Source organism: Actinomadura sp. NPDC049382, from assembly GCF_040677125.1.
Taxonomy (GTDB): domain Bacteria; phylum Actinomycetota; class Actinomycetes; order Streptosporangiales; family Streptosporangiaceae; genus Spirillospora; species Spirillospora geliboluensis.
In genome coordinates this window covers 1-24404 of the sequence record NZ_JBFARO010000118.1, presented here as the reverse complement: position 1 = coordinate 24404, position 24404 = coordinate 1, and the positions used below count along the sequence as shown (strand labels likewise).

26 protein-coding genes are annotated in these 24404 nt (G+C 72.7%); 14 read left to right on the top strand and 12 right to left on the bottom strand.

The window, feature by feature from the left end; all coding sequences use genetic code 11:
• The 5 genes from AB0K34_RS37970 to AB0K34_RS37950 all read right to left on the bottom strand — a co-directional run.
• A partial coding sequence (locus tag AB0K34_RS37970; protein WP_364553593.1) for a biotin/lipoyl-containing protein occupies positions 1-292 on the bottom strand: 292 nt, incomplete at its 3' end.
• 35 nt (positions 293-327) lie between these two features.
• Positions 328-1734 carry a dihydrolipoyl dehydrogenase gene (lpdA, locus tag AB0K34_RS37965; RefSeq protein ID WP_138642330.1) on the bottom strand — a complete coding sequence of 469 codons (1407 nt, stop codon included), beginning with the start codon at positions 1732-1734 and terminating at the stop codon, positions 328-330.
• A gap of 132 nt (positions 1735-1866) precedes the next feature.
• On the bottom strand, positions 1867-3399 hold the full coding sequence (locus AB0K34_RS37960) for a leucyl aminopeptidase (RefSeq protein ID WP_364553592.1): 1533 nt from the start codon (positions 3397-3399) through the stop codon (positions 1867-1869).
• Between the two features lie 59 nt (positions 3400-3458).
• On the bottom strand, positions 3459-4217 hold the full coding sequence (locus tag AB0K34_RS37955; RefSeq protein ID WP_364553590.1) for an adenosylcobinamide-GDP ribazoletransferase: 759 nt from the start codon (positions 4215-4217) through the stop codon (positions 3459-3461).
• Positions 4214-5158: a bifunctional adenosylcobinamide kinase/adenosylcobinamide-phosphate guanylyltransferase gene (locus tag AB0K34_RS37950; RefSeq protein WP_364553588.1), complete on the bottom strand. Its 945-nt coding sequence runs from the start codon at positions 5156-5158 to the stop codon at positions 4214-4216. Before AB0K34_RS37950 ends, AB0K34_RS37955 begins: the two co-directional genes overlap by 4 nt.
• Before the next feature lie 66 nt (positions 5159-5224).
• On the opposite strand from AB0K34_RS37950, the gene AB0K34_RS37945 reads away from it, so the two are divergent.
• Both AB0K34_RS37945 and AB0K34_RS37940 read left to right on the top strand, forming a co-directional pair.
• The gene (locus AB0K34_RS37945; protein ID WP_364553586.1) at positions 5225-6133 is read left to right on the top strand and encodes a thioredoxin domain-containing protein; all 909 of its coding nucleotides are present in this window, start codon (positions 5225-5227) and stop codon (positions 6131-6133) included.
• A 37-nt stretch (positions 6134-6170) separates the two neighbouring features.
• Positions 6171-6368 carry a hypothetical protein gene (locus tag AB0K34_RS37940; protein ID WP_176196247.1) on the top strand — a complete coding sequence of 66 codons (198 nt, stop codon included), beginning with the start codon at positions 6171-6173 and terminating at the stop codon, positions 6366-6368.
• A 102-nt stretch (positions 6369-6470) separates the two neighbouring features.
• Here the strand turns inward: AB0K34_RS37940 and AB0K34_RS37935 are convergent, their stop codons facing one another.
• Entirely contained in the window at positions 6471-7472 is a 1002-nt protein-coding gene (locus AB0K34_RS37935) for an aldo/keto reductase family protein (protein WP_301177289.1), read from the bottom strand.
• A gap of 79 nt (positions 7473-7551) precedes the next feature.
• On the bottom strand, positions 7552-8127 hold the full coding sequence (locus AB0K34_RS37930; protein ID WP_138639256.1) for a DUF3043 domain-containing protein: 576 nt from the start codon (positions 8125-8127) through the stop codon (positions 7552-7554).
• Positions 8128-8259: 132 nt separating this feature from the next.
• Here AB0K34_RS37930 and AB0K34_RS37925 point away from each other — a divergent pair, with 132 nt between their 5' ends.
• The 6 genes from AB0K34_RS37925 to AB0K34_RS37900 all read left to right on the top strand — a co-directional run bounded on the left by AB0K34_RS37925 (position 8260) and on the right by AB0K34_RS37900 (position 12597).
• Positions 8260-9069, top strand: coding sequence for a PspA/IM30 family protein (locus AB0K34_RS37925; RefSeq protein WP_138639257.1), 810 nt, complete (start codon positions 8260-8262; stop codon positions 9067-9069).
• Positions 9066-9344: a hypothetical protein gene (locus AB0K34_RS37920; RefSeq protein WP_301177290.1), complete on the top strand. Its 279-nt coding sequence runs from the start codon at positions 9066-9068 to the stop codon at positions 9342-9344. Before AB0K34_RS37925 ends, AB0K34_RS37920 begins: the two co-directional genes overlap by 4 nt.
• A 155-nt stretch (positions 9345-9499) precedes the next feature.
• Positions 9500-10417: a zinc metalloprotease HtpX gene (gene htpX / locus AB0K34_RS37915; RefSeq protein WP_138639259.1), complete on the top strand. Its 918-nt coding sequence runs from the start codon at positions 9500-9502 to the stop codon at positions 10415-10417.
• Positions 10418-10421: 4 nt separating this feature from the next.
• Entirely contained in the window at positions 10422-10991 is a 570-nt protein-coding gene (locus AB0K34_RS37910) for a hypothetical protein (RefSeq protein WP_301177291.1), read from the top strand.
• Positions 10992-11059: 68 nt separating this feature from the next.
• A complete protein-coding gene (locus AB0K34_RS37905) occupies positions 11060-11977 on the top strand; it encodes a M48 family metalloprotease (protein ID WP_301177292.1) in 918 nt (305 codons plus the stop codon).
• A 2-nt stretch (positions 11978-11979) separates the two neighbouring features.
• A complete protein-coding gene (locus AB0K34_RS37900; protein ID WP_364553583.1) occupies positions 11980-12597 on the top strand; it encodes a hypothetical protein in 618 nt (205 codons plus the stop codon).
• Between the two features lie 28 nt (positions 12598-12625).
• Here the strand turns inward: AB0K34_RS37900 and nadA are convergent, their stop codons facing one another.
• A complete protein-coding gene (gene nadA, locus AB0K34_RS37895) occupies positions 12626-13780 on the bottom strand; it encodes a quinolinate synthase NadA (RefSeq protein ID WP_364553582.1) in 1155 nt (384 codons plus the stop codon).
• A gap of 235 nt (positions 13781-14015) precedes the next feature.
• On the opposite strand from nadA, the gene AB0K34_RS37890 reads away from it, so the two are divergent.
• Both AB0K34_RS37890 and AB0K34_RS37885 read left to right on the top strand, forming a co-directional pair.
• The gene (locus AB0K34_RS37890; RefSeq protein ID WP_089324013.1) at positions 14016-14378 is read left to right on the top strand and encodes an iron-sulfur cluster assembly accessory protein; all 363 of its coding nucleotides are present in this window, start codon (positions 14016-14018) and stop codon (positions 14376-14378) included.
• Between the two features lie 245 nt (positions 14379-14623).
• On the top strand, positions 14624-15610 hold the full coding sequence (locus AB0K34_RS37885; RefSeq protein ID WP_364553595.1) for a carbohydrate kinase family protein: 987 nt from the start codon (positions 14624-14626) through the stop codon (positions 15608-15610).
• Between the two features lie 71 nt (positions 15611-15681).
• Here the strand turns inward: AB0K34_RS37885 and AB0K34_RS37880 are convergent, their stop codons facing one another.
• Complete coding sequence (locus AB0K34_RS37880) at positions 15682-15993, bottom strand: sulfurtransferase TusA family protein (RefSeq protein WP_138639263.1); 312 nt, start codon at positions 15991-15993, stop codon at positions 15682-15684.
• A 94-nt stretch (positions 15994-16087) separates the two neighbouring features.
• Complete coding sequence (locus AB0K34_RS37875) at positions 16088-17257, bottom strand: aminotransferase class V-fold PLP-dependent enzyme (RefSeq protein WP_138639264.1); 1170 nt, start codon at positions 17255-17257, stop codon at positions 16088-16090.
• A gap of 180 nt (positions 17258-17437) precedes the next feature.
• Here AB0K34_RS37875 and coxB point away from each other — a divergent pair, with 180 nt between their 5' ends.
• The 4 genes from coxB to AB0K34_RS37855 all read left to right on the top strand — a co-directional run bounded on the left by coxB (position 17438) and on the right by AB0K34_RS37855 (position 21693).
• Positions 17438-18196, top strand: coding sequence for a cytochrome c oxidase subunit II (gene coxB, locus AB0K34_RS37870; RefSeq protein WP_301177297.1), 759 nt, complete (start codon positions 17438-17440; stop codon positions 18194-18196).
• A gap of 74 nt (positions 18197-18270) precedes the next feature.
• Positions 18271-19860, top strand: coding sequence for a cytochrome c oxidase subunit I (gene ctaD / locus AB0K34_RS37865; RefSeq protein ID WP_240808254.1), 1590 nt, complete (start codon positions 18271-18273; stop codon positions 19858-19860).
• A gap of 3 nt (positions 19861-19863) precedes the next feature.
• On the top strand, positions 19864-20274 hold the full coding sequence (locus AB0K34_RS37860; protein ID WP_138639267.1) for a cytochrome c oxidase subunit 4: 411 nt from the start codon (positions 19864-19866) through the stop codon (positions 20272-20274).
• A 135-nt stretch (positions 20275-20409) separates the two neighbouring features.
• Positions 20410-21693 carry an Ig-like domain-containing protein gene (locus tag AB0K34_RS37855; protein ID WP_301177298.1) on the top strand — a complete coding sequence of 428 codons (1284 nt, stop codon included), beginning with the start codon at positions 20410-20412 and terminating at the stop codon, positions 21691-21693.
• 7 nt (positions 21694-21700) lie between these two features.
• Here AB0K34_RS37855 and AB0K34_RS37850 read toward each other — a convergent pair whose 3' ends face one another.
• Together AB0K34_RS37850 and AB0K34_RS37845 are read right to left on the bottom strand one after the other, a co-directional pair.
• Complete coding sequence (locus tag AB0K34_RS37850) at positions 21701-23023, bottom strand: M48 family metallopeptidase (protein WP_364553580.1); 1323 nt, start codon at positions 23021-23023, stop codon at positions 21701-21703.
• Positions 23024-23193: 170 nt separating this feature from the next.
• On the bottom strand, positions 23194-24404 hold a 1211-nt coding region (locus tag AB0K34_RS37845), incomplete at its 5' end, for a hypothetical protein (RefSeq protein WP_364553579.1).

Genomic DNA, 24404 nt, shown 5'->3' with positions numbered 1-24404 from the left:
CCTGGTTCTTCCGCGTCACCTTCATCCTCGGCCCGCCGCCGGACGGCGCCCCGCCCTCGTCGCCGATGACGGCCAGCTCGGCCCCGACCTCGACGGTCTCGTCCTCGGCGACGGTGATGCTGGTCAGGATGCCCGAGGCGGGCGAGGGGATCTCGGTGTCCACCTTGTCGGTGGACACCTCAAGGAGCGGCTCGTCGGTCTCGACGCGCTCGCCCTCCTTCTTGAGCCAGCGGGTGACGGTGCCCTCGGTGACGCTCTCGCCGAGCTGGGGCATGGTGACGGAGACCGGCATGTCTCAGCGACTCCTTCGTATTACTTGTGCGGCGTTCAGCCGTGCACGTGCAGTGGTTTGCCGGCGAGGGCGAGATGTGCCTCGCCGACCGCCTCGGACTGGGTCGGGTGGGGATGGATCAGCTGGGCGACCTCGCTCGGGAGGGCCTCCCAGTTGTAGATGAGCTGGCCCTCGGCGATGAGCTCGCCGACGCGCGCGCCGACCATGTGGATGCCGAGGACGGGGCCGTCCACGGCCGCGATCACCTTGACCTCGCCCTGCGTCCCCAGGATCTTGCTCTTGGGGTTGCCGGCCAGGTCGTAGACGACCTCCTTGATCTGGTGGCCGCGCTCGCGGGCCACCGCGGACGTGATGCCGACCGAGGCCACCTCGGGGTCGGAGTAGGTGATGCGGGGCACGCCGTCGTAGTCGATCGGCGGCGGGGTGAGCCCGCTCAGCCGCTCGGCGACGAGGATGCCCTCGGCGAAGCCGACGTGGGCGAGCTGCGGGGTCGGGATCAGGTCGCCGACCGCGGAGATCGTGGGGACGTTCGTCCGGCAGTACTCGTCGACCTTCACGAACCCGCGCTCGGTCTCGACGCCGGCCTCGGCCAGCCCGATGCCGTCGGAGATCGGGCCGCGCCCCACCGCGACGAGCAGCAGCTCGGCGTCGATGGTCTTGCCGCCTTCGAGGGTGACGGAGACGCCGCCCTGCGTCGGCTTGGCGCTCTCGAACCGGGTGCCGGTCTCGAACTTGATGCCGCGCTTGCGGAACGCGCGCTCCAGCCGCTTGGAGCTGGACTCCTCCTCCAGCGGCAGCAGGTGCGGCAGCGCCTCCACGATCGTGACCTCGGCGCCGAACGAGCGCCACACGCTGGCGAACTCGACGCCGATCACGCCGCCGCCGAGGATGACGACGGACGCGGGGACGTGCTCCAGCCGCAGCGCGTGGTCGCTGGAGATGACGCGCTCGCCGTCGATCTCCAGGCCGGGCAGGCTCTTGGGCTGCGAGCCGGTGCCGAGGACGATGTGCCCGCCCTCGATCACGCTGGTCGCGCCGTCGGGCGCGGTGACCTCGACGGTGGTCGGCCCGGTCAGCCGCCCGCTGCCGTGCACGACCTCGATGCCGCGGGCCTTGATCAGCCCGGTGAGGCCCTTGACGGTCGTGGAGACGACCTTGTCCTTGTAGGCGTTCACACCGGCCACGTCGATGCCCTCGAACGTGGTCTTGACGCCGAAGTTCGCCGCGTCCCGCGCGTGGTCCGCCACCTCGGCCGCGTGCAGCAGCGCCTTGGTGGGGATGCACCCGCGGTTGAGGCACGTCCCGCCGAGGGACTCGTCCCGCTCGATGAGCGCGACCGATCTGCCGAGCTCGGCGGCGCGCAGCGCGCACGCGTAACCGCCGCTGCCGGCGCCTAGGACGACGATGTCGAAGGTGCCGTTGTTGGCCACTGGACGCTCCATTTCCCCTGTCGCGGCGCCCGCGTGGATCGGGGCGCCCGTAGTGGTAGGGCGGGGCGGGGAGCACCGTCGGCGGGCCCCCGCCGCCATGAGAAACCTATTCTGTTCTCCGCCAGGTGACAGCGGTGGGGTTCGCTAGAGAATTCCCGCGGCGACGTCCTCGGCGATCTGGACCAGCGTGCGGGCCGCCGCGCCGGTGCCGCCCTTCGGGGTGTAGCCGTACGCCTCGCCCTTGTTGAAGGACGGGCCGGCGATGTCGAGGTGCGCCCACTTGACGCCCTCCGGCACGAACTCCTTCAGGAACGTCCCGGCGACGAGCATGCCGCCCCAGCGCTCGCCGCTGATGTTGGCGATGTCGGCGACCGCCGAGTCCAGGCCCTTGCGCAGCTCGGCCGGCAGCGGCATGCCCCAGGACGGCTCGCCCGCGCGCTCGGCCGCCGCGACGACCTTCTCGCGGACGTCGTCGTCGTTGGCCATGACGCCGGTGGTGCGGGTGCCGAGCGCGACGAGCTGCGCGCCGGTCAGCGTGGCGACGTCCACGATGAGGTCGGGGGAGTCCTCGCCGGCGCGGACGATGGCGTCGGCCATGACGAGGCGGCCCTCGGCGTCGGTGTTGAGGACCTCGACGGTCTTGCCGCCGTAGATGCGCAGCACGTCGGACGGGCGCTGCGCGGTGCCGCTCGGCATGTTCTCGGCGATGGCGAGGTAGCCGACGACGTTGACCTTCGGGCCGAGCTCGGCGATGGCGTCGAGCGCGCCGAGCACCGCCGCGGCGCCGCCCATGTCGGACTTCATCCAGTCCATCGCCTCGGTGGGCTTGAGGGACAGGCCGCCGGAGTCGAATGTGATGCCCTTGCCGACCAGCACGAGCGTCCGGGACGCCTCGGGGTGGGTGTAGGCGAGCCGGACGAGCCGCGGCGGGTTCACCGAGCCCTGCCCGACGCCGGCGATGCCGCCGTAGCCGCCGTCCACGAGGGCCTTCTCGTCCAGCACCTCGATGGCCAGGCCGGATTCGGCCGCGACGCGGCCCGCCTCGGCGGCGAGGTCCTCGGGCGTCAGGTGCGAGGGCGGGGTGTTGACCAGGTCGCGGACGAGCTTCACCGACGCGGCGAGGGTGCGGGCGCGGGCGACGGCGGCCTCCTCGGCCGCGGGCGCCGCCAGCCGGATCTCCTCGACGGGGGCCTTGCGGTCGCCGCCGGTGCGGAAGGAGTCGAAGGAGTAGGCGCCGAGCAGCGCGCCGAGCGCGACCGCCTCGACGGTCTCGGCGGACGACGCGGGCAGCGCCACGGCGACCCGGGCGGTGCCGGCGAGGGACCGGACGGCGGCGCCGGCGGCGCGGCGCAGGTCCTCGGCGGAGGGGTCCTCGCCGAGCCCGGCGGCGACGACGACCTTGGCGGTGGCGGCGCCGAGCGTCGGCAGCCTGGTGATCTCACCGGCCTTGCCGGTGGCGCCGAGCGCGCCGAGCGCGTCCGCGAGGCGGCCGTCGAAGGCGCGGTCGAGGTCTTCCGCGCCGGCGGCCGGGGCGGCACCCGCCCCGGCTGGGGTGACCCCGATCACGATCGCGTCGGTGTCAAGACTGGCCAGGGCTGCGCTGTCAAGGCTGATGCTCGTCACGTAGCACGATGGTAGTCCTCCCGGTGACCGGTTTCGTCCTTTTGGATCAAGCATTGCCCGGCCCGGAGCCGGTCCCGGCGCGCCCGTGGCCGTCAGGGCCGTGCGGTGGGCCGTCAGGGCCGCGCGGCGAGGACGACCAGCGCGGCCGTGACGGCGATCTCGACGAGCGCGCCGAGGACGTCGCCGGTCACGCCGCCCAGCCGCCGGACGGCGTGCCGCAGCATTACCAGCGCGGCGGCCAGCGCGACGAGCACCGCGACCGCGGCCTGCACGGCGCCGCCCGGCCCGCCGGTCGCCGCTCCGGCGCCGCCGGCGGCGGCGAGGACGACCGCCGTGACGGCCAGTGCGGCGCGCGTGCCGACGGTCCCCGCCACGAGCGCTCCCAGGCCGCCGGGACGCGTGGACGGCACTCCGCTGCGGCAGGCCCACGGGAGCACCGCCCGCCCGGCGACCGACGCGACGAGCACGGCGACGGCCGGATGCGGGGCGGCGGCCAGCGCGGCGACCTGGGCCAGCACGGTCAGCAGCAGCGTGACCACGCCGAACGGGCCGATGTCGGAGCGCTTCATGACGGCGAGGGCGTCGGCGGCGGGACGGCCGCTGCCGAGCCCGTCCGCGAGGTCGGCGAGCCCGTCCAGGTGCAGCGCCCGGGTCGCGGCGGCCGTCGCGGCCACCGCGAGGACCGCCGTCAGGAGGACGGGCAGACCGAGCGGGCCGCCCGCCAGCAAGATCAGCGCGGCGGTGCCGCCGGGGACCAGGCCGGCGGCCGGGGCGAGCAGCATCGCGGCGCGCGCGGTGCCCCGGTCGACCCGCGCCCGTCCCAGCGGGACGACGGTCAGCAGCGTCACCGCCAGCCGCAGCCCCTCGATCACCGGAGCTCCGTGACGCGTCCCGCCACGACCAGGGCCGCCTCCTCCGACTCGGCCGCGAGCCGCTGGTTGGCCAGCCCGAGCATGTCCCGGAAGGCCCGTCCGGACGCCGTCGTCGGCACCAGGGACAGCCCGACCTCGTCGCTGACCGCGACCACGCGCGCCGCCGTCCCGCGCCATGCCTCCACCAGTTCGTCGAGGCGGGGCAGCGCCCGCGACGGGTCGTCCCAGGCGGCGGACTCGTCCATCGCGGCGGCCAGCCAGGTGCCGATGCCGTCCACCAGGACGGCGCCCGTCGCGGACGCCAGGACGTCCGCCAGGGCCGTCGTCTCGGCGGTGCGCCACCAGGCCGGGCGGCGCCGCCGGTGCGCGTCGACCCGCTCGGCCCAGGCGGGGTCGTCGTCGCGGACGGGACCGGTCGCGACATAGAGGACGTCCGGGCACGCGGCCAGCCGCAGCTCCGCCTCGGCCGACTTCCCCGACCGGCTGCCGCCGAGCAGCAGGGTGCGGAACGGGCCGTCCGCGGGCCGGTTCCAGAAGGCCATGCGGCGCTCCAGCTCGGCGGGGGACGGCAGCCGGTGGTCCACGTGGACGGCGGCGATCCGGGTCGCGGACGTCACCGCTCCGACGCGGCGCAGGTGGCCGAGATGCTCGGGGGAGCCCGCGAGGTCGAGCAGCACGGCGTCGTACCGCACCCCGGAGACCGGTTCCGGCCTCGCCCCCGGGCCCGCCGCCACCAGGACGCGCCCGCCGCCGGGGGAGCGGACCTCGTGGCCGCCGGGCACCTCCGTGCGCGGCAGGTCGTCCAGAGGCACGCCGTCGACGAGGCCCGCGAGCGGCTCGTGCCGGACGCCGGCGGCGCGCAGCCGGTTGCAGGACGCGCACCGGCAGCCCGGCGCGGGCCAGCCCTGGGCAGCGGCGATGCCGCGAAGCTCGATGTTCATACTGGTCGGAACTCTACGGTTACGCTCCCCTGGAAGGATCACCTCGCCCCCGACAGGAGGAGCCCGGTGGGCAACCCCCCGAACAGTCCCTGGCCGCATCAGCCGGGGCAGCCCGGTCCCGGCGGCCCGCCGCCCTACGGCCCGCCTCCCGTCCCGCCGGGCGGTCCCGCGCCCGGCATGCCCGGCGGCTACGGCCCGCCGCCCGGACCGCCCCACGGACCGCCCTACGGGCCGCCTCCGCCCGGGCGGAAGGGCGGCGGCGGGCTGGTGTTCGCGCTGGTCGGCGGCGGCCTCGTCGTCGTGCTGATCATCGCCGCGGTGGTGGTGCTCGCCCTCCAGAGCGGCGACGACGACGGTGGCGGCGGTGGCGGCGGCGACGTCCAGCTGCGGGCCGGCAAGATCGCCGGGGGCGCGGAGGCGGTGCCGCTCGCCGACGGCAGCCTCGTCATGTCCAGGCCCGGCGTCACCGCCCCGGTCGTCGACATCTACGAGGACTTCGCGTGCCCGCCCTGCGGCGCGTTCGACAGCAAGCACGACCCGATGCTGAAGCAGCTCGTGGTCGCGGGACGCGCCAAGGTCGTGTTCCACCCGATGCTGATCTTCGGCGAGAGCTCCCAGCCGGCGCACGACAACTCGCTGCGCGCCGCGTCCGCCCTGCGCTGCGTCGGCGACGGCGCGCAGTGGCTCTCCTACCAGGACGCCCTCTACGCCAACCAGCCCGAGAGCGAGACCTCCACGGGCTACACCGTGGAGCAGCTGCTCTCCCTGGCCGAACCGCTCGGGCTCACCGGAGACGACTTCACCTCCTGCGTGAAGAGCCGGCGCTACGCCGCCAGCGTGAAGACCGTCAGCAAGGGCTACATATCGTCCGGGATCCAGGGCACGCCCACGGTGCGGGTGAACGGGCGCACGCTCGACACGTCCGACACCGAGAGCCCCGAGGCGCTGCGCCGCGCCATCGAAGCCGCCTCGTGACCGGCTAGTCTCACCCGCGACGAGGGAGGTCGACGCGATGGCGTGGAGCTGGCGTTTGGAGCGGGCCGACGGGCGCGCGATCGGCATGTCGGAGGAGACCTTCTCCACCCAGGCGGACGCGGAGAGCTGGCTGGGGGAGAACTGGCGCGGCCTGCGCGCCGACGAGGTCGACAAGGTCGTCCTGCTGGACGGCGAGACGCTCGTGTACGAGATGAGCCTGCAGGACCCCGAGTGACGCGAGGGCCGCGGAGCCGGCGGCTCCGCGGCCCCTGTCAGCGCCCGTCCGGGCCCTCGTGCCCGACCGGGCCCTCGTGCCCGGCCGGGAGCGCGGGCCAGGTCAGGGGCGCTTGCGCGGGCTGGCGGTCTTGGCGGGGTCGCGGATGACGGCCGAGCCGAGCACGTCGTCGATCCGCTTCATCACGTCGGCGTCCAGCTTCACCCCGGCGGCCTTCACGTTGTCGGTGACCTGCTCGGGACGGGTCGCGCCCACGATCGCCGCCGACACGTTCGGGTTCTGCAGCGTCCAGGCGATCGCCAGCTGCGCCATCGACAGCCCTAGCTCGTCCGCGATGGGCCGCAACTCCTGCACGCGGGTCAGCAGGTCGTCGTTCAGATAGCGCTTGATCATGTCCGCGCCGCCCTTGTCGTCGGTGGCGCGCGACCCCTCGGGCAGCGGCTGCCCCGGCTTGTACTTGCCGGTCAGCACGCCCTGCGCGATCGGCGACCAGACGATCTGGCCGACCCCCTCGCGCTCGCACAGCGGGACGACCTCCTCCTCGATGACCCGCCACAGCATCGAGTACTGCGGCTGGCTGGAGACGATCCGGTCGAAGCCCATCTCGTCGGCGATCTTGAGGGCGCGCTCGATCTCCTCGGCCCGCCACTCCGACACGCCGACGTACAGCACCTTGCCCTGCCGGACGAGGTCGTCGAACGCGCGCAGGGTCTCCTCCAGCGGCGTCTCGTAGTCGAACCGGTGGGCCTGGTAGAGGTCCACGTAGTCGGTGCCGAGGCGTCGCAGGGAGCCGTGGATCGACTCGAAGATGTGCTTGCGGGACAGGCCCCGGTCGTTCACGCCGGGCCCGGTGGGCCAGTAGACCTTGGTGAAGATCTCCAGCCCTTCGCGGCGCTGCCCCTTGAGCGCGCGGCCGAGGACCTCCTCAGCGCGCGTTCCGGCGTAGACGTCGGCGGTGTCGAAGGTGGTGATCCCCTCGTCGAGGGCGGTCCGCACGCACGCGTGCGCCGCGTCCTCCTCGACCTGGGAGCCGTGGGTGAGCCAGTTGCCGTACGCGATCTCGCTGATCTTCAGACCGCTCCGGCCCAGGTTTCGGAACTCCATGGCTCCGACCCTAGCCCGGAGATGATCGCCGTTCCCAGGCCGCGGACGGGGGGCCGGGCGGTGCCCGGCCCGCGTCCGGTCAGACCTTCTCCTTCTCGCCGATCCGCACCTGCGGGTTCGGGACGCGCAGCCGGCGGATCTGCATGGCGCGCATCGCGGCGTACAGCCCGACGCCCTTGGCGTCCTCCTCCGGGAAGCGCTCGGCGGCCAGCCGCTTGATGCCGCGGCTCAGCCAGAAGCCCTCGCCGAACACGACGATCAGCAGCAGCGGCGGCGCGAACAGCACCAGCAGCCGGGCGGCCGGGATCGGCAGCATGCTCAGCAGCACCATCGCGAACATGGCGTACATGAGGTACGAGCCGACGGTGCGGCGGGAGTCGACGTAGTCGCGGGCCATCCGCCGCACGGGGCCCTTGTCCCGCTTGAGCAGGTGCTTCTCGTCGCCTTGGGCCATGCCCTGGCGCGCCTTGGCGCGCTCCTCCGCCAGCTGCGCGCGGCGCCGCTTGTAGGCCTCCTTACCGGAGGCCGGTGCGGTGATCGGCTGGCGGCGGCGCTTTTCGGCGTCCTTCCGCTTCGGGGTGGGACGGCCCTTGCCTCCCGGCTTTACTACCTGAGGAGGATTCGCCGGGGGCTCCGGGGTACGACGCTTGAACACGGGATCAGACTACCGGCTGCGAACATCGTGGCTGCCTCGCGCGTTAACGCGTAGGGTGATAAGAACCCCAGCAGTGGTCAATGAGCCCAGTTCACGACTGAGGCGACAGCACGAAGGGACCGGCGCCGCGCGATGAGCGTGATGAAGCGAATGTCGATGATCTTCAAGTCCAAGGCGAACAAAGCCCTGGACCGCATGGAAGATCCTCGGGAGACCCTCGATTACTCCTACCAGCGTCAGCTGGAGATGCTGCAGAAGGTTCGTCGCGGGGTCGCCGACGTCGCCACCTCGCGCAAGCGTCTCGAACTGCAGATCAACCAGCTCGAGCAGCAGCAGAGCAAGCTGACCGACCAGGGCAAGAAGGCGCTGCAGGTGGGCCGCGAGGACCTCGCCCGCGAGGCGCTGACCCGCCGGGCCGGGCTGGAGAGCCAGCTGAACGACCTGCGCGGCCAGTACCAGCAGCTGCAGGGCGAGGAGGAGAAGCTCACGCTCGCCTCCCAGCGGCTGCAGGCCAAGGTCGACTCCTTCCGCACCCGCAAGGAGACGATCAAGGCGACCTACACCGCCGCCGAGGCGCAGACGAAGATCAACGAGGCGTTCTCCGGCATCTCCGAGGAGATGGGCGACGTCGGCCTGGCGATCCAGCGCGCCGAGGAGAAGACCGACACGATGAAGGCGCGCGCCGGCGCGATCGACGAGCTGCTGGCCTCCGGCGCCCTGGAGGACTTCTCCGGTCCGAAGGACGACATCCAGGCCGAGCTCGACCGGATGGGCTCCGGCCCCGGCGTCGACCTGGAGCTCGAGCAGCTCAAGGCCGAACTCGGCCAGGCCCCCGCGCCCAAGCAGCTGAACCAGGGCAGCCCGAACGCGCAGCCGCAACAGCAGCAGCAGGACACCCCCCAGCAGGCCCCGTGGCCGAACAACCCCGGGGGTGCCCAGTGATCGTCCGCCTCATGGGCGAGGGCCAGCTGGACGTGGCCGAGGAGGACCTGTCCTCGCTCAACGCCCTCGACTCCGAGCTGGAGTCGGCGATCGAGTCGGGCGACGAGACGGCGTTCCGCGCCGCCCTGCACGCCCTGCTGGAGAACGTCCGCAAGGTGGGCAGGCCGCTGCCGGCCGACAGCCTGGAGCCGTCGGAGCTGATCCTGCCGCCGGCCGACGCGCACATCGACGAGGTGCGCTCCATGCTCGGGGACGAGGGGCTCATCCCGGACTGACCCCGCGCACCGGGGGAAGGGGACGTCCCGTGACACGACGCCGCGGGGCCCCGGGTGTGCCGGCCGGTCCGGACAGCCGTTCTGGACACACAGGCACAAAACCCGGGTCTCGTGCGTTGGTACAAATGAATAGAGCAAGACTTGGGGGTGGCCGCATGGCCAGGACGCGCTACGCCTCCGACCGGGGGCTGACATCGCGGATGCTCATGACGATGTTCCTGCTGGGGCTGGTCTACGTCGTCTTCGTGGGGGCTTTCTTCGTCTTCGTGCCGCAGTGGGCGTTCGTCGCCCTCGGCGTCGCGGTGGCGTTCCTGTTCGCCCAGTACTTCTTCTCCGACCGGATGACGCTGTTCGCCATGCACGGCCGCGTCGTCTCGCCGGAGGAGGCGCCGGAACTGCACGGCGTCATCGACCGGATCTGCGCGATGTCGGACGCTCCGAAGCCGAAGGTCGCGATCTCCGACACCGACGTGCCGAACGCGTTCGCCACCGGCCGCAACCAGAAGAAGGCGGTCGTCTGCGTCACCACCGGTCTGCTGCGCCGGCTCGAACCCGTCGAGCTGGAGGGCGTGCTCGCGCACGAGATGGCGCACGTCGCCCACCGCGACGTCGCGGTCATGACGATCGCCTCGTTCCTCGGCATCTGCGCCGGCCTGATCACGCGCTTCGGCCTGCAGTGGGGCCTGTGGGGCGGCTTCTCCCGCCGCAGCAACGACCAGAACACCGGGCTGATCCTGCTCGCCGTCGTCGCGGCCAGCGCGCTCGCCTACGCGGTCAGCTTCCTGCTCACCCGCGCCCTGTCGCGGTACCGCGAGCTGTCCGCCGACCGCGCCGCCGCGCTGCTGACCGGCCGCCCCTCCGCGCTCGCCAGCGCGCTGACGAAGGTCAGCGGCGAGATCGCCCGGATCCCGACCAACGACCTGCGGTCCGCGCAGGCGTTCAACGCGTTCTTCTTCACCCCGGCGTTCGGCCGCGGCGCCAGCGTCGCGACGCTGTTCTCCACCCACCCGCCGCTGGACAAGCGGCTCGCCCAGCTCTCGAAGATCTCCGCCCAGCTCAGCAGGGGAGTCTGATCCCGTGGGTTTCCTGGACACCCTCCTCGGCCGCTCCAAGCCGGCCAAGCCCGACCTCGACCAGATCTTCGGGCTGTCGTCGGCCGCGATCACGCTGGAGGCGGCGACGGGCTTCCGCCCGACGGGCCGCGGCTCGGTGTGCTTTCGCGCGGCCGAGGGCGGCGCGTTCGCGCGGCTGCAGGCCGACGTCCAGGAGCTGCTCGACGCCGACCAGGGCCCCAAGGTGGAGATCAGCAACGACTCCTACGGGTACACCTGGCTGCTCGCCACGCACGCCCCCGAGGAGCTGCCCGACCTCGTCACCGACCTGCACGCGGTGAACTCCACGCTGGAGTCCGGCGGGTTCGGGCCGCACCTGCTGTGCTCGCTCGCGGGCTTCCGCGGCCCGGAGGGGCAGCGGCTCGCCCTCGTCTACCTCTACAAGCGCGGCACCTTCTACCCGTTCGCGCCGCTGCCCGGGGACAAGCGCGACAACGCGCTCGAACTCCAGGTGCGCGGCGCGATCGGCGCCGACCTCCCCTTCGAGGAGGACCTCGGCCGCTGGTTCCCCGTCTGGGGCGCCCCCGGCCTGTAGCCGTCCCGTCACCCGCTTCTGCGTCGCACGACGCTGAATCCTCTCCCGCGCCGGTCTACCGTCAGGCCATGACGCCCTCCCGCGACGCGGACGAGCCGAGCCTGACGTGGCGGATGCTCGCCACGATGGGCCTCGTCGCGCTCGTCTACGCGGCCGCCGCGCTGCCCGCGTTCCTCGCCGGACCGGTCTGGGGCGCGGCCGCGGTGGCCGCCGCCGCGGCCGTCGCGGTCTGCTCGGCGCGGGCGGCGGACGGGCTGGTCCTGCGCGCGATGGACGCCCGCCAGGTGACCGCCGCCGAGGAGCCGGAGCTGCACGCGGTCCTGGACCGGCTGTGCATGTCGTCCGGGCTGCCGAGGCCGCGCCTCGCCGTCTCCGCCGTGGCCGCGCCCAACGCCTTCGCCGCGGGCTCGGGCCCCGGCTCGGCGGTCGTGTGCGTCACCGAGGGGCTGCGCGCCCGGCTCGACCCCGCCGAGCTCGCCGCCGTCCTCGCGCACGAGACCGCGCACGTCGCGAACCGGGACGTGCTCGTCGCGGCGGTCGCCTCGTTCCCGAGCCTGGTCGCCGGGCTCTTCCTCGACTGGTGGGCGGGCCTGCTGACCGGCCGCGGCAGGAGCGCCGCGGGACGCGTCGCCGCGCTGCCCGCCGGGGTCGTCCTGCTGCCGCTCGCCGCGGTGGCCGCGGTGCTGTACGCGGCGGGCACGCTGGTGCTGCTCGCGCTGGCGCGGCAGCGCGAGCTGTGCGCCGACGCCACCGGGGCGCTGCTGACCGGGCGGCCCGCCGACCTCGCGACCGCGCTCGACAAGATCACCGATGAGCTGCGCGACGCGTCCCGCGACGACCTGCGGGCGCTGCGTCCGGCCGCGCCGCGCTGCGTGGTCGCGGCGCGCGGCGGCGGCGTGTCCGGGCTGCTGGCCACCCACCCGCCGACGGCGCGGCGCAAGGAGCGGCTGACCGGCCTCTCCTGGCGGCTCGCGAGCGGGGGATGAGCGTGGGCCTCCTGGATGGGCTCCTCGGCAGGCCCGCGCCCGCGCCCGCGTCCGGGGCCGGCCGGCTGTTCGGCCTCCCGGCCGCCGCACCGGTGCTGGAGGCGGCGACCGGCTTCGTCCCGACCGGGGAGGGCGGCGTCTGCCACCGCCTCGTGGAGGGCGGGCCGTTCGGCGCGTTCGGGCGCGCGCAGCGCGAGGTCGAACGGCTGCTGTCCGGGGACGCGACCCGGCGGACGGGCGTCAGCGCCGATCCGCACGGCTGGGGATGGATCCGGGTCACGCGCCCGCCGGACGACTTCGAGGCCCTGGTCGCCGACCTGCACCTCGTCGAGTCGACACTCGCCGATGCCGGATACGGGCGCTACCTGCTCTGCTCGGTCGCGGGATTCCGCAGGGGCGCGGAACGCCAGCGGCTCTTCCTGGTCCACGCGCCGGTACGGGACGCGTTCTACCCGTTCGCGCCGCGCCCGCCGGACGCCCCGGACGGCATCGCCGACGCCGCCTCCCGCGGCCGCAACAACCTCGTCGAGACCCGCACTAGGGACGCGCTCACCGGGACCCTGCCGATCGAGCCGGACAGGGCCCGGTGGTTCCCGGTGTGGGACGTCCCCGGCCTGTGACCGGCCGGGCGCGCCCCCGCGGGCTCGGCTAGAGCAGGGCGAGCATCTGGTCGAGGGCGGCGCGCGCGTAGTGCGCGGTCTCCTCGTCCACCTCGATGACGTTCTGGACGTCGCCCGCCGCCAGCGACTCCAGCGACAGCACCAGGTGCGGGAGGTCGATGCGGTTCATCGTCGAGCAGTAGCAGACCGTCTTGTCGAGGAACATGACGTTCTTGTCCGGGTGGGCGTTCGCGAGCCGCCGGACGAGGTTCAGCTCGGTGCCGATCGCCCAGGACGAGCCGGGCTCGGCGGCCTCGATCGTCCGGATGATGTACTCGGTGGAGCCGATCTGGTCGGCGGCCGTGACGACCTCGTGGCGGCACTCGGGGTGCACGAGGACGTTGACCCCGGGGACGCGCTCCCTGACCTCGTCCACCGACTCCCTGGTGAACCGGCCGTGCACTGAGCAGTGGCCGCGCCAGAGGATCATCTTGGCGTCGCGTAGCTCCTGGTGGGTGAGCCCGCCCTCGCGCCGGTGCGGGCTGTAGACGACGCAGTCGTCCAGCGAGAAGCCCATCTCCAGGACGGCGGTGTTGCGGCCGAGGTGCTGGTCGGGCAGGAACAGGACCTTCTTGCCCTTGCCGTAGGCCCAGTCCAGGGCGCGCTTGGCGTTGGACGAGGTGCAGACCACGCCGCCGTGCCGCCCGACGAACGCCTTGATGTCGGCGGAGGAGTTCATGTACGTGACGGGCACGACGTCGTCGGCGACGCCGGCGTCCTCGAGGACGTCCCAGCAGTCCTCGACCTGGTCGAAGGTCGCCATGTCGGCCATGGAGCAGCCGGCGCCGAGGTCGGGGAGGATCACCCGCTGGTGGGCGGCGGTCAGGATGTCGGCCGACTCCGCCATGAAGTGCACGCCGCAGAACACGACGTAGGGCGCCTCGGGGCGGGCCGCCGCCTGCTGCGCCAGCTTGAAGGAGTCGCCGGTGACGTCGGCGAACTGGATGACCTCGTCCCGCTGGTAGTGGTGGCCGAGGACGAACACCCGGTCGCCGAGGGACGCCTTGGCGGCGCGGGCGCGCTCGACCAGCGCGGGGTCGGACGCCGGCGGCAGCTCGCCGGGGCAGTCCACGCCGCGTTCGCTGGCGGGGTCGGCGCCGGTGCCGAGCAGGAGCAGCGGAAGGTCGCGTACCGGGGTGGTCATCGGGAGTCTCCCTTCGGCGACGGGACTTATCGTCGCTTTGACGACTAATGATGGCACATCCCGGGCCCGGCGGCGGTGTGACGTAGAACGCACCACGGCGGGGAGTTAAACCCGGCCGATAAGCGGAATGGCCCTGTACCGAGGTACGTTGTCCTACGGGAAGAGGCGCATCACGTCCTCGGACAAGCGACAGCCCGCCGCACCCGCGGCGCAGTGAGACCCGGGAGCTGAACACATGACGGTTTCAGGCGAGACCACGCAGGAGACCACGCAGCAGGGCGTCGTCCTGACCGACGCCGCCGCCGAGAAGGCCAAGGGCCTGCTCGAGCAGGAGGGCCGCGACGACCTTGCGCTGCGTGTCGCCGTGCAGCCGGGCGGCTGCTCCGGCCTGATCTACCAGCTCTTCTTCGACGAGCGGGAGATGGACGGGGACCTGGTGCAGGACTTCGGCGGCCTCAACGTGCGCGTCGACCGGATGAGCGCCCCCTACCTCACCGGCGCCACCATCGACTTCGTCGACTCGATCGAGAAGCAGGGCTTCACGATCGACAACCCGAACGCGTCGGGCTCCTGCGCCTGCGGCGACTCCTTCAACTGAGGAGCCGGCGCGGCCGCGGCGCCGCGCCGAGCGGGCGCGACCCGAGCGGTCGCGTCCGAGTGGAACGTCCCGGAGGGGCGGTCCGGGCCCCGGCCCGGGCCGCCCCTCCGCATGCCCGGCGGCGGGCGTTTTCGCGCCGCCCGGTGGGGCACGGCGACGATCTGTGGTGCGATGGGGAAGTAGTCTTTCGGGGTTCGAAACAGCCGGTGAATCAGCCGGACGACCACGACGAGGAGAGCGACGCCGTGCGCATCGCCGTGACTGGCTCCATTGCGACCGACCATCTGATGACCTTCCCAGGCAGGTTCACCGACCAGCTCCTGCCCGACCAGCTGGACCGGGTGTCGCTGTCCTTCCTGGTGGACGAGCTGGAGATCCGCCGGGGCGGCATCGCCGCCAACATCTGCTTCGGGATGGGCAGCCTCGGCAAGGAGTCGATCCTCGTCGGTTCCGTCGGCGACGACTTCGCCGACTACCGGTCCTGGCTGGAGCGCCACGCCGTGGACACCGCGTCCGTGCACGTCTCGGACGTCCACCACACCGCCCGGTTCCTGTGCACCACCGACCAGGACCAGAACCAGATCGCCACGTTCTACGCGGGCGCGATGAGCGAGGCCCGCTCCATCGAGCTGAAGCCGGTCGCCGACCGCGTCGGCGGGCTCGACCTCGTCGTCATCAGCCCGAACGACCCGGACGCGATGGTCCGGCACACCGACGAGTGCCGCACCCGCGGCATCCCGTTCGCGGCCGACCCGTCCCAGCAGCTCGCCCGCATGGACGGCCCCGAGGTGCGCCGCCTCATCGACGGCGCCGCCTACCTGTTCAGCAACGAGTACGAGAAGGCGCTCGCCGAGGAGAAGACCGGCTGGAGCGGCGCGGAGATCCTGTCCCGCGTCGGCGTCCGCATCACCACCCTCGGCGCCAAGGGCGTCGTCATCGACCGCGAGGGCGAGGAGGGCGTGCACGTCCCCTGCGTCCCGGTCGAGAAGGTCGCCGACCCGACCGGGGTCGGCGACGCGTTCCGCGCCGGCTTCCTGTCGGCGACGGCCTGGAACCTGCCGCTGGAGCGCGCCGCGCAGGTCGGCTGCGCCATCGCCGCGCACGCCCTGGAGGCCGCCGGCCCGCAGGAGTACGCCCTCGCCACGCAGGCGTTCCTCGACCGCTTCAGCGCCGCCTACGGCGCGGACGCCGCCGCCGACGTCGCGGCCCACATCACCTGCCCGAACCCGTAGTCGCACCGCATCCCGGAGGGCCGCGCCGCCCGGCGCGGCCCTCCGACGCGCAAGTGGGTGCGGCGGGCGCGTCAGTACGTGCGGCGGATGTGGAAGCCCCAGCCGCCCTGCTGGAGGGTCTCCTCGCGGACGAAGTCCTGCGACTTCATCCGGCACCAGGCGGGGACGTCGGTGCGGGCGGCGGCGTCGTCGGCGAGGACGGCCACGACCTGCCCGACCGGGACCTCGCGGATCCGCTCGGCGAGCATGATGATCGGGATGGGGCACTTGCGGCCGAGCGCGTCGATGACGAGCACGGGCGGCGGGCCGGCGGGGGCCGGCTCGGGCGCCGGCGCGGCGTCCGCCGGCGGCGTCCCGTTCCTGCCGCGTCCTCGGAACCTCATGGGCGCGACCGCCTCCCCGTCTCGAAGGTGCCGACCGTACGGCGGCCCGTCCCGTCGCGGCTCGCCATCTCGCGCCTCGTCATCTCAGGGCTCGTCATGTCGCGGCCCTCAGCGTCTCGCGGAGCCGGGCGACGGCGGCGGGCAGCACGCCGAGGAAGCGGTCGACGTCCGCCGCGGCGACGCCGCGCGGCAGCGATACCCGGACGTTCCCATGGGTGAGCACCCCCATCGCCTCCAGCACATGACTGGGACGCAGCGTATCCGCCGTGCACGAGCTCCCGGAGGAAACCGCGAAACCCAGCCGGTCCAGTTCGGTCAGCAGCGCCTCGCCCTCGACGTACAGGCACGAGAACGTCACCAGGTGCGGCAGCCGCCGGACCGGGTCGCCGACCACCTCCACGTCGGGGACGCTCCGCGCCACCTCCGCGCGGATGCGGTCCACCAGCGCCGAGACGCGCGGCGCGTCCGCCGCCATGTCCGCACGGTACGCCTCCAGCGCGGCCGCCGCCGCCGCGATGGCGGGAACGTTCTCGAACCCGGGGACGCGGCGGCCCTCGCGCTCGTCGTCCGGCAGCGGGGAGCGCCACCGGGTGCCCTTGCGGACGGCGAGCACGCCGACGCCCGCGGGACCGCCCCACTTGTGCGCGCTGCCCGCGAGGAACGACCAGCCGGCCGGGACGTCCGCCCGGCCGAGGGACTGCGCGGCGTCCACGAACAGCGGGACCCGGGCGGCGCGGCACGCCTGCGCCGCCTCGGCCACCGGCTGCACGGTGCCGACCTCGTGGTTGGCCGACTGCAGGCACGCGAGCGCTGTGTCGGGCCGCAGCGCCGCGGCGAACTCGGCCGGGTCGACCCGCCCGGCGCGGTCGACGCCGACGACGGTCACCTCGCCGCCGCCGCGCTCGTGCGCCTCGGCGGCGTGCAGCACGCTGGAGTGCTCGACGGCGCTCACCACGAGGTGGCGCCCGACCCGCCGGCGCGCCTGGAGCCCCCCGAGGACCGCCAGGTGCACCGCCTGGGTGCCCGAGGACGTGAACGACACCTCGTCCGGGCGCGCGCCGAGCACGTCCGCGACACGCGCGCGGGCGCGGTCGAGCAGCAGCCGGGTGGCGCGCGCCGGCCCGTACAGCCGCGCGGGGTCGGCCCAGCCCGCGTCCAGCGCCTCCAGCAGCGCGGCCCGGGCGGCCGGGTGCGGCGCCTCGGTGGACGCGGCGTCGAAGTAGGCGACCCCGGACGGAGCGCCCGCCGTGCTCGTATCGGCCACGCTCAAACACTAACCGGGCACCCGATCGGGGGTTCCGCCGACCCTCGCGCTAGGGTGTCCACCACACGTGTAAACAGTGATCTCACCGCCCGGCCGACCGGGCTTCATCCGTGGGGAAGGCATTCCGTGAGTCCGACCCGCTCTAGGGAGCGGCGTACGCCTGTGCGCAGTCGCCGCGCATTGAAAAGCGCCGGTGCGCTAGGGCTGCTGGCGCTCGCCGCCACCGGCTGCAGTGGTTCCCGGCTGGGCCTGCCCGAGCCGATCAGCGTTCAAGGCGAGCGCATGCTGCACCTGTGGCAGGGCTCCTGGATCGCGGCGTTCGCGGTCGGGGGCGTCGTCTGGGGCCTGATCATCTGGGCGGTGCTCTTCCACCGCAAGCGCTCCGACGACCTGCCGCCGCAGGTCCGCTACAACATGCCGATCGAGATCCTCTATACGGCGGTCCCGTTCGTCATCATCGCGGTCCTGTTCTACTTCACCGCACGCGACGAGAACTTCGTCGAGAAGACCACCGACAATCCCGCGGTGGTCGTCGACGTGACGGCGTACCAGTGGAGCTGGCAGTTCGACTACAAGGAGAACGGCAAGACCGTCGCCACCGTCACCGGCGTGCCGGTGGCCCCCAACGGGCCCGCTCCGGGCAAGCCGGTCATGACGATCCCCGCCGGCAAGACGGTCCGGGTGAAGCTGCACTCCAACGACGTCATCCACTCGTTCTGGGTCCCCGCGCTGATCTACAAGAAGGACGTCATGCCGGGGTACGTCAACGAGTTCGAGTTCACGGCGAACAAGCTCGGCACCTATGAGGGCCGCTGCGCCGAACTCTGCGGCGTGGACCACAGCAAGATGCTGTTCCAGCTGCGCGTCGTGACGCCGGAGCAGTACGACAAGTTCATCGCAGATTCGAAGCAAGCACTGGCCGCGGGAGGTGGGAAGTGACCGCGACGAGTCACGCCCCGAGCGCGCCGATCGCCGCGCCGCGGACGAGCAAGGGGCGGCTCATCGCCTCCTGGATGTCGTCCACCGACCACAAGGTGATCGGCTACCTCTACCTGATCACCTCGTTCTTCATGTTCCTGTTCGGCGGTGTGCTCGCGCTGCTCATCCGCGCCGAGCTGTACGAGCCGGGGCTGCAGGTCGTCAGCAACGAGCAGTACAACCAGCTGTTCACCATGCACGGCACGATCATGCTTCTGATGTTCGCGACGCCGCTGTTCGCGGGCTTCACCAACGTGATCATGCCGCTGCAGATCGGCGCCCCCGACGTGGCGTTCCCGCGGCTGAACATGCTGGCGTACTGGCTGTTCCTGTTCGGCAGCCTGATCGTCATCGCGGGCTTCCTGACCCCGGGCGGCGCGGCCAGCTTCGGATGGTTCGCCTACGCCCCGCTGTCGGACGCGGTCCGCTCGCCGGGCATCGGCGGCGACATGTGGGTGATGGGCCTGGCGATGTCCGGCTTCGGCACCATCATGGGCGCGGTCAACTTCATCACCACGATCCTGTGCATGCGCGCGCCGGGCATGACGATGTTCCGGATGCCGATCTTCACCTGGAACGTCCTGCTGACCTCCATCCTGGTGCTGCTGGCCTTCCCGCCGCTGGCCGCGGCGCTGCTGGCCCTGGAGGCCGACCGCAAGCTCGGCGCGCACATCTTCGACGCCTCGCACGGCGGCGCGCTGCTGTGGCAGCACCTGTTCTGGTTCTTCGGGCATCCGGAGGTCTACATCATCGCCTTGCCCTTCTTCGGCATCGTGACGGAGATCCTCCCGGTGTTCAGCCGCAAGCCGGTCTTCGGCTACATCGGCCTGGTCTTCGCGACCATCAGCATCACCGGCCTCTCCATCACGGTGTGGGCGCACCACATGTTCGTGACCGGCCAGGTCCTGCTGCCGTTCTTCTCCTTCATGTCGTTCCTCATCGCCGTGCCCACGGGGGTGAAGTTCTTCAACTGGGTGGGAACCATCTGGCGAGGACAACTGACGTTCGAATCGCCGATGCTGTGGTCGCTGGGCTTCCTGGTGACGTTCCTGTTCGGCGGTCTCACCGGCGTCATCCTGGCCTCCCCGCCGATGGACTTCCAGCTGTCGGACTCCTACTTCGTGGTGGCGCACTTCCACTACGTCGTCTTCGGCACCGTGGTGTTCGCGATGTTCGCGGGCTTCTACTTCTGGTGGCCGAAGTGGACCGGCAAGATGCTCAACGACAGGCTCGGCCACGTGCACTTCTGGCTGCTGTTCATCGGCTTCCACGGCACGTTCCTCGTGCAGCACTGGCTGGGCGCGGCGGGCATGCCCCGCCGGTACGCCGACTACGCCGCCGAGTTCCACGGGCTGAACGAGATCTCGACGATCTTCTCGTTCATCCTCGGCGCCTCGATGCTGCCGTTCTTCTACAACGTCTACATCACGTGGAAGAAGGGCAAGAAGGTCGAGGTCGACGACCCGTGGGGCTACTCCAACTCGCTGGAGTGGGCGACGTCCTGCCCGCCGCCGCGGCACAACTTCAACTCGATTCCGAAGATCCGTTCCGAGCGGCCGGCGTTCGACCTGCACCACCCGCACGTGGGTGCCAAGGGCGAGCTCGCCGGGGCGAAGGGGGAGTAGCGGATGCGCGTCCAGGCGTTCATGTTCTACGGCTGCGCGGTCTTCTTCCTCGCGACCGACGTCGTGTACTGGCTCTGGTCCAAGGACTGGACGGGCACGACGGCGCTCGGCCTCGCGGTCGGCCTCGCCGGGCTGATCGGGTTCTACGTCCACTTCACGATCCGCCGCCTGGAGCGGGCGAACGCGGGCCCGCTGTTCGAGGACGACCCGCAGGGCGAGATCGCGGACGCGGCCGGTGAGCTGGGCTTCTTCAGCCCGCACAGCTGGTGGCCGCTGTGGGTGGCGCTGTCGGCCACCGCGGTGGCGCTCGGCATCGTGTTCGGCTGGTGGCTGGTGATCCTCGGCGTGGCCAGCGCGATCCTCACGACCATCGGTCTGGTGTTCGAGTACTATCGGGGTCATTTCGCCCACTAGTCGGTAAAAGACTCCCATCGGGGGCCGGTGTCCGCTTTTTAGCGGGTACCGGCCCTTTCACATACTGGGCGCCGTTCCAGCCACCGGGCTGGGCAAGGCGGACCGATCGCCCAGGAGGACGACCGGGGGGTCCACATGCGGGTGGGTGGCTCAGGACCGGGGGAGCGGGGCCGGCGCACCGCCGCCGTGCTCGTCGGCGCGAGCGTCGTGGCGGGTGCCGCGGCGTGCTCGGGCGGCGAGCCGGAGGCCGGCGACGCGGTACGGCTCGCGGTGTCACCGGTGAGCGGCGGCGGAAAGCTCAAGCCGGACAGCCAGATCGACGTCAGGTCGCACAGCGGCACGATCGAGAACGTCACGGTGACGACGGGCAAGGGCGAGGTCGAGGGGGACCTCAGCGCCGACCGGACGCAGTGGCGGTCGCGCTGGTCGCTGGAACCGGGGAAGACCTACACGGTCGCCGCGACGGCGCTCGGCGAGGACGGCCGGACCCGCACGGTGTCCAGCCAGTTCACCACGGCCGAGGCCGCGAAGACCAACGGCGTGACGGTCGAGGCGCCGTACAACAAGGAGACCGTCGGCGTCGGCATCCCGATCATCATGAACTTCAAGGAGCCGGTGAAGGACCGGGCGGCGGTCGAGCGGGCGCTGGAGGTCACGGCGGACCGGACCGTCGAGGGCGCCTGGCACTGGTTCGGCGACCAGCAGGTCGTGTTCCGCACCAGGCAGTACTGGCCGGCCCACACGAACGTGCGGTTCCGGGCGCACCTGGCCGGCGTGCGCACCGGCGGCGACGTCTACGGCGGCAAGAACTACGCCGTCGACTTCAAGATCGGCGACTCGCACGTGTCCACCGCGGGCGAGGACAACCACAAGATGGTCGTGAAGGTCAACGGCAAGAAGGTCAAGACCATCCCGACCAGCATGGGCCGCGGCGGGTCCCGCATGTACACCACCACCAACGGCGTCCACCTGACGATGGCCAAGGAGGACCCCACCGTCATGACGTCGTCGTGGATGGGCGTCAGCCCCGGAAGCCCCGGCGGCTACAGCCTGACCGTGTACAAGGCCGTGCGCATCTCCAACAGCGGCGAGTACGTGCACAGCGCGCCGTGGTCGGTCGGCTCCCAGGGGAGCGAGAACGTCAGCCACGGCTGCATCAACATCAGCCCGTCCAACGCCAAGTGGTTCTACAACCTCAGCTACCGCGGCGACCCCGTCGAGGTGACGGGCACCAGCCGGAAGCTGGAGCCCGACAACGGCTGGGGCTTCTGGCAGGTCGGCTGGAACGACTGGGTGAAGGGCGGGGCGCTGAAGCGGCCGGTGACGACCGCACCGCGCCCTGATGCGGCGACCCTGTCCGCGCAAGGGCAGGGCGCCCAGCCGAAGGCACCGCACAAGCAGGGCGCCGAGGGCAACTGACGCGCCCTCAGCGGAGCGGCGGCGGAACCGGGACGCGGTTCATCCGGGCCCAGTCGCGGGCCATCGCGATCCGGTCGGGCCCCGCGGGGTGCGTCATCCACAGGACGCGCTCCGCGGCGTCGGGGCTCAGATCGGAGATGTTGCGCACCGACAGTTCGTGCTGCATCGACACGAAGGTCGCCGGGTCGCGGGTGAGCTGGAGGGCGTGCGCGTCCGCGCGGGCCTCGATGTGCCGGCTCACCAGGTTCTGGACGGGGGCCGAGACCTGCGTCCCGGCCGCCACGAGCGCGAGCACCAGCGCGACGGTGCGCGGGTCCGCCGCCGCCCGCCCGCGGGACGCGTCCCCGGGCGGGCCGCCGGGATCGACCCCGGCGCGCCGCAGGAGCCGCGGAGAGGTCATCAGGAGGTACAGCAGGCACAGCGCCCCGGCCACGCCCAGCGCGCCCACCAGCGTCCCCCACAGGACGTCATTGCGCTTGGCGTGGCCGAGCTCGTGCCCCACGATCGACTCGATCCGCGGGCGCGGCGACTTCAGCAGCGTGTCGTACAGGACGATCCGCCGCGTGGAGCCGAACCCGGACACGTAGGCGTTCAGCGACGTCGTCCGGCGGGAGGCGTCGGCGACCAGGACGTCCTTCACCGGAACACCGTCCCGCTGCGCCATGGCGAGCAGATCGGTGCGCAACTGCCCCTGCGGCAGCGAGTGGAACTTGTTGAACACCGGCTCGACGGCGATCGGGTAGATGAACGACACGAACACCACGAGCGCGAACCCGCCGGCGGCGGCGCCCGTCCACCAGTAGCGCGGGAACCGCCGCACGACCGCGTACAGGAGCAGCAGCGCGACCGTGTAGATGACCCAGCTGACGCCGAGGGACTTCAGCTGGTCGACGAGCCACGCGGGCCAGCTCTGCGTCGACAGCCCGTACCGGCGCAGCACCGACTCGCGCCAGATGTCGAACGGCAGCCCCGCCAGGCGCAGCACGGTGATGAGCACCACCGCGGCGAGCGCGATCTTGAGGGGGCGGCGGCGGGTGCGGGCGGTGACCCGGCCGATGAGGCGGGCGCCGAGCGGGGTGAGGCCGAGGGCCAGCACCACCGCGAGCCCCACCAGCAGCCCCGCGTAGGCGGGCGGGTTCACGGCCGAGTCGAACGCCCTGGACCGGGCGATCTCGGCGGGGGAGAAGTCGAGCGCCGGATCGGCCTTCACATGCCCGCCGGGGACGTGCCCCGGCAGCGGGTTCCACGGCGTGGTCAGCGCGAGCACGGCCGCCACGGCCGCGAACAGCACCCCGGCGGCAACGGCGGCGGCGACCCGAGGCCGCCGCATCCCCGCGCCGTCGTTCTCGGCCGGGCCTCCATCAGCTCGGCCCCCGCCCACCCCAGCCTCGCCCACGTCTTTTGCGGGGGGACGACCCGCCACACCCCCCGCATCGCTCCGCTCACTCGTGTTCCTTGTGGGGGGACGTCCCCCCACGCCCCCCGCATCGCTCCGCTCACTCATGCGAGCTCCTTCTTCACGTATTCGCGCCACAGGGCGGTGAAGCGGTCCCGGCCGAGGCCGAGCACGTCGCGCAGCGCGGCGGCCTCCGGGACGCGTCCGGCGGCCCGGTAGAGCCGCACGAGCGTCGCCTCACCGTACCGGTCGGCGACCATCCGGCACGCGAGCCAGGACTCCTGGTACGCCTGGGACAGGCGCGGGGAACCGCCCGCGAAGGCGGCCGCCGCGGGCAGCGCGGCGGGCAGCCGCCCGGCGGCGACCTCGCGGCGCAGCTCGCCGGCCGCCGACCGGACGCTGATCTTGACGCGCCGGTAGCCGACGTAGTCGGCGAAGCCCTCGATGAGCCACAGCGGGGTCCGCCGGTCGCGGGCGCCGCCGGTGGCGACATGGGTCAGCTCGTGCGTGAGGACGACGTCGCGCCCGAGGCCGTTGAGGCGGCCGAAGGTGCCGGGGGAGACGATGACGCGGTCCTCGCCGCGGCCGGCGCCGCCCGCCGGCGCGACGGTGGCGAGAGCGGCGATCTCGCCGAGGCTCTGCCCCGGGCCCGCGAGCGCGGACGCCAGGCCCGCGTCGGCGGGGACCAGCGCGACGACCCGCTGCGCCCAGCCGCGGCCGACGACGCCGGTCACGACCGGCACGGCGGCGTCCAGCCGCGCGGCGATGCCGTCGAGGCCGGTGGTGTCGCCGATGACGAGGCTGCCGCGGCCCTTGACCACGGTCAGGGGCCCGCCGTCCCAGATCTCGGCGTCGTCGGTGAGGCCGCGGGACGTCCCGTCCCCGGCGATCGTCCAGGTGCCGGAGCCGGGGGCCATCGCGAGGTAGCGGGTGCGGGCGACGTGGCCCTTGTCGAAGCCCCGCAGCCGGTAGCGCACCTCGACGCGCAGGACGGCGCCGTCCTCGGACGCGTCCTGGACGTCGACGGCGCGTTCCTCCCAGCCTTCGAGGGGCAGCCTGCGGAGGTTGTCGTACATGCGGGACTGGGCGTCCTGGAACGTCTCGGGCGCGTCCCCGACGGTGGCGAGGAAGGCGAAGCGGTCGCCGGTCCGCACGGCCCGGGCGCGGTTGGCGAGGACGGTTCCGGCGGCGTCGAGGCTGAAGGGCCCGGCCGCGCGCGACGCGCCGTCCCGGGCGGCGCGGGCCTGCGGCGCCGCGCCGGCGCCGGCCCGCGCGCCGAGGAGCCCGGCGCCGCCCGCGAGCAGCGCGGCGGTCC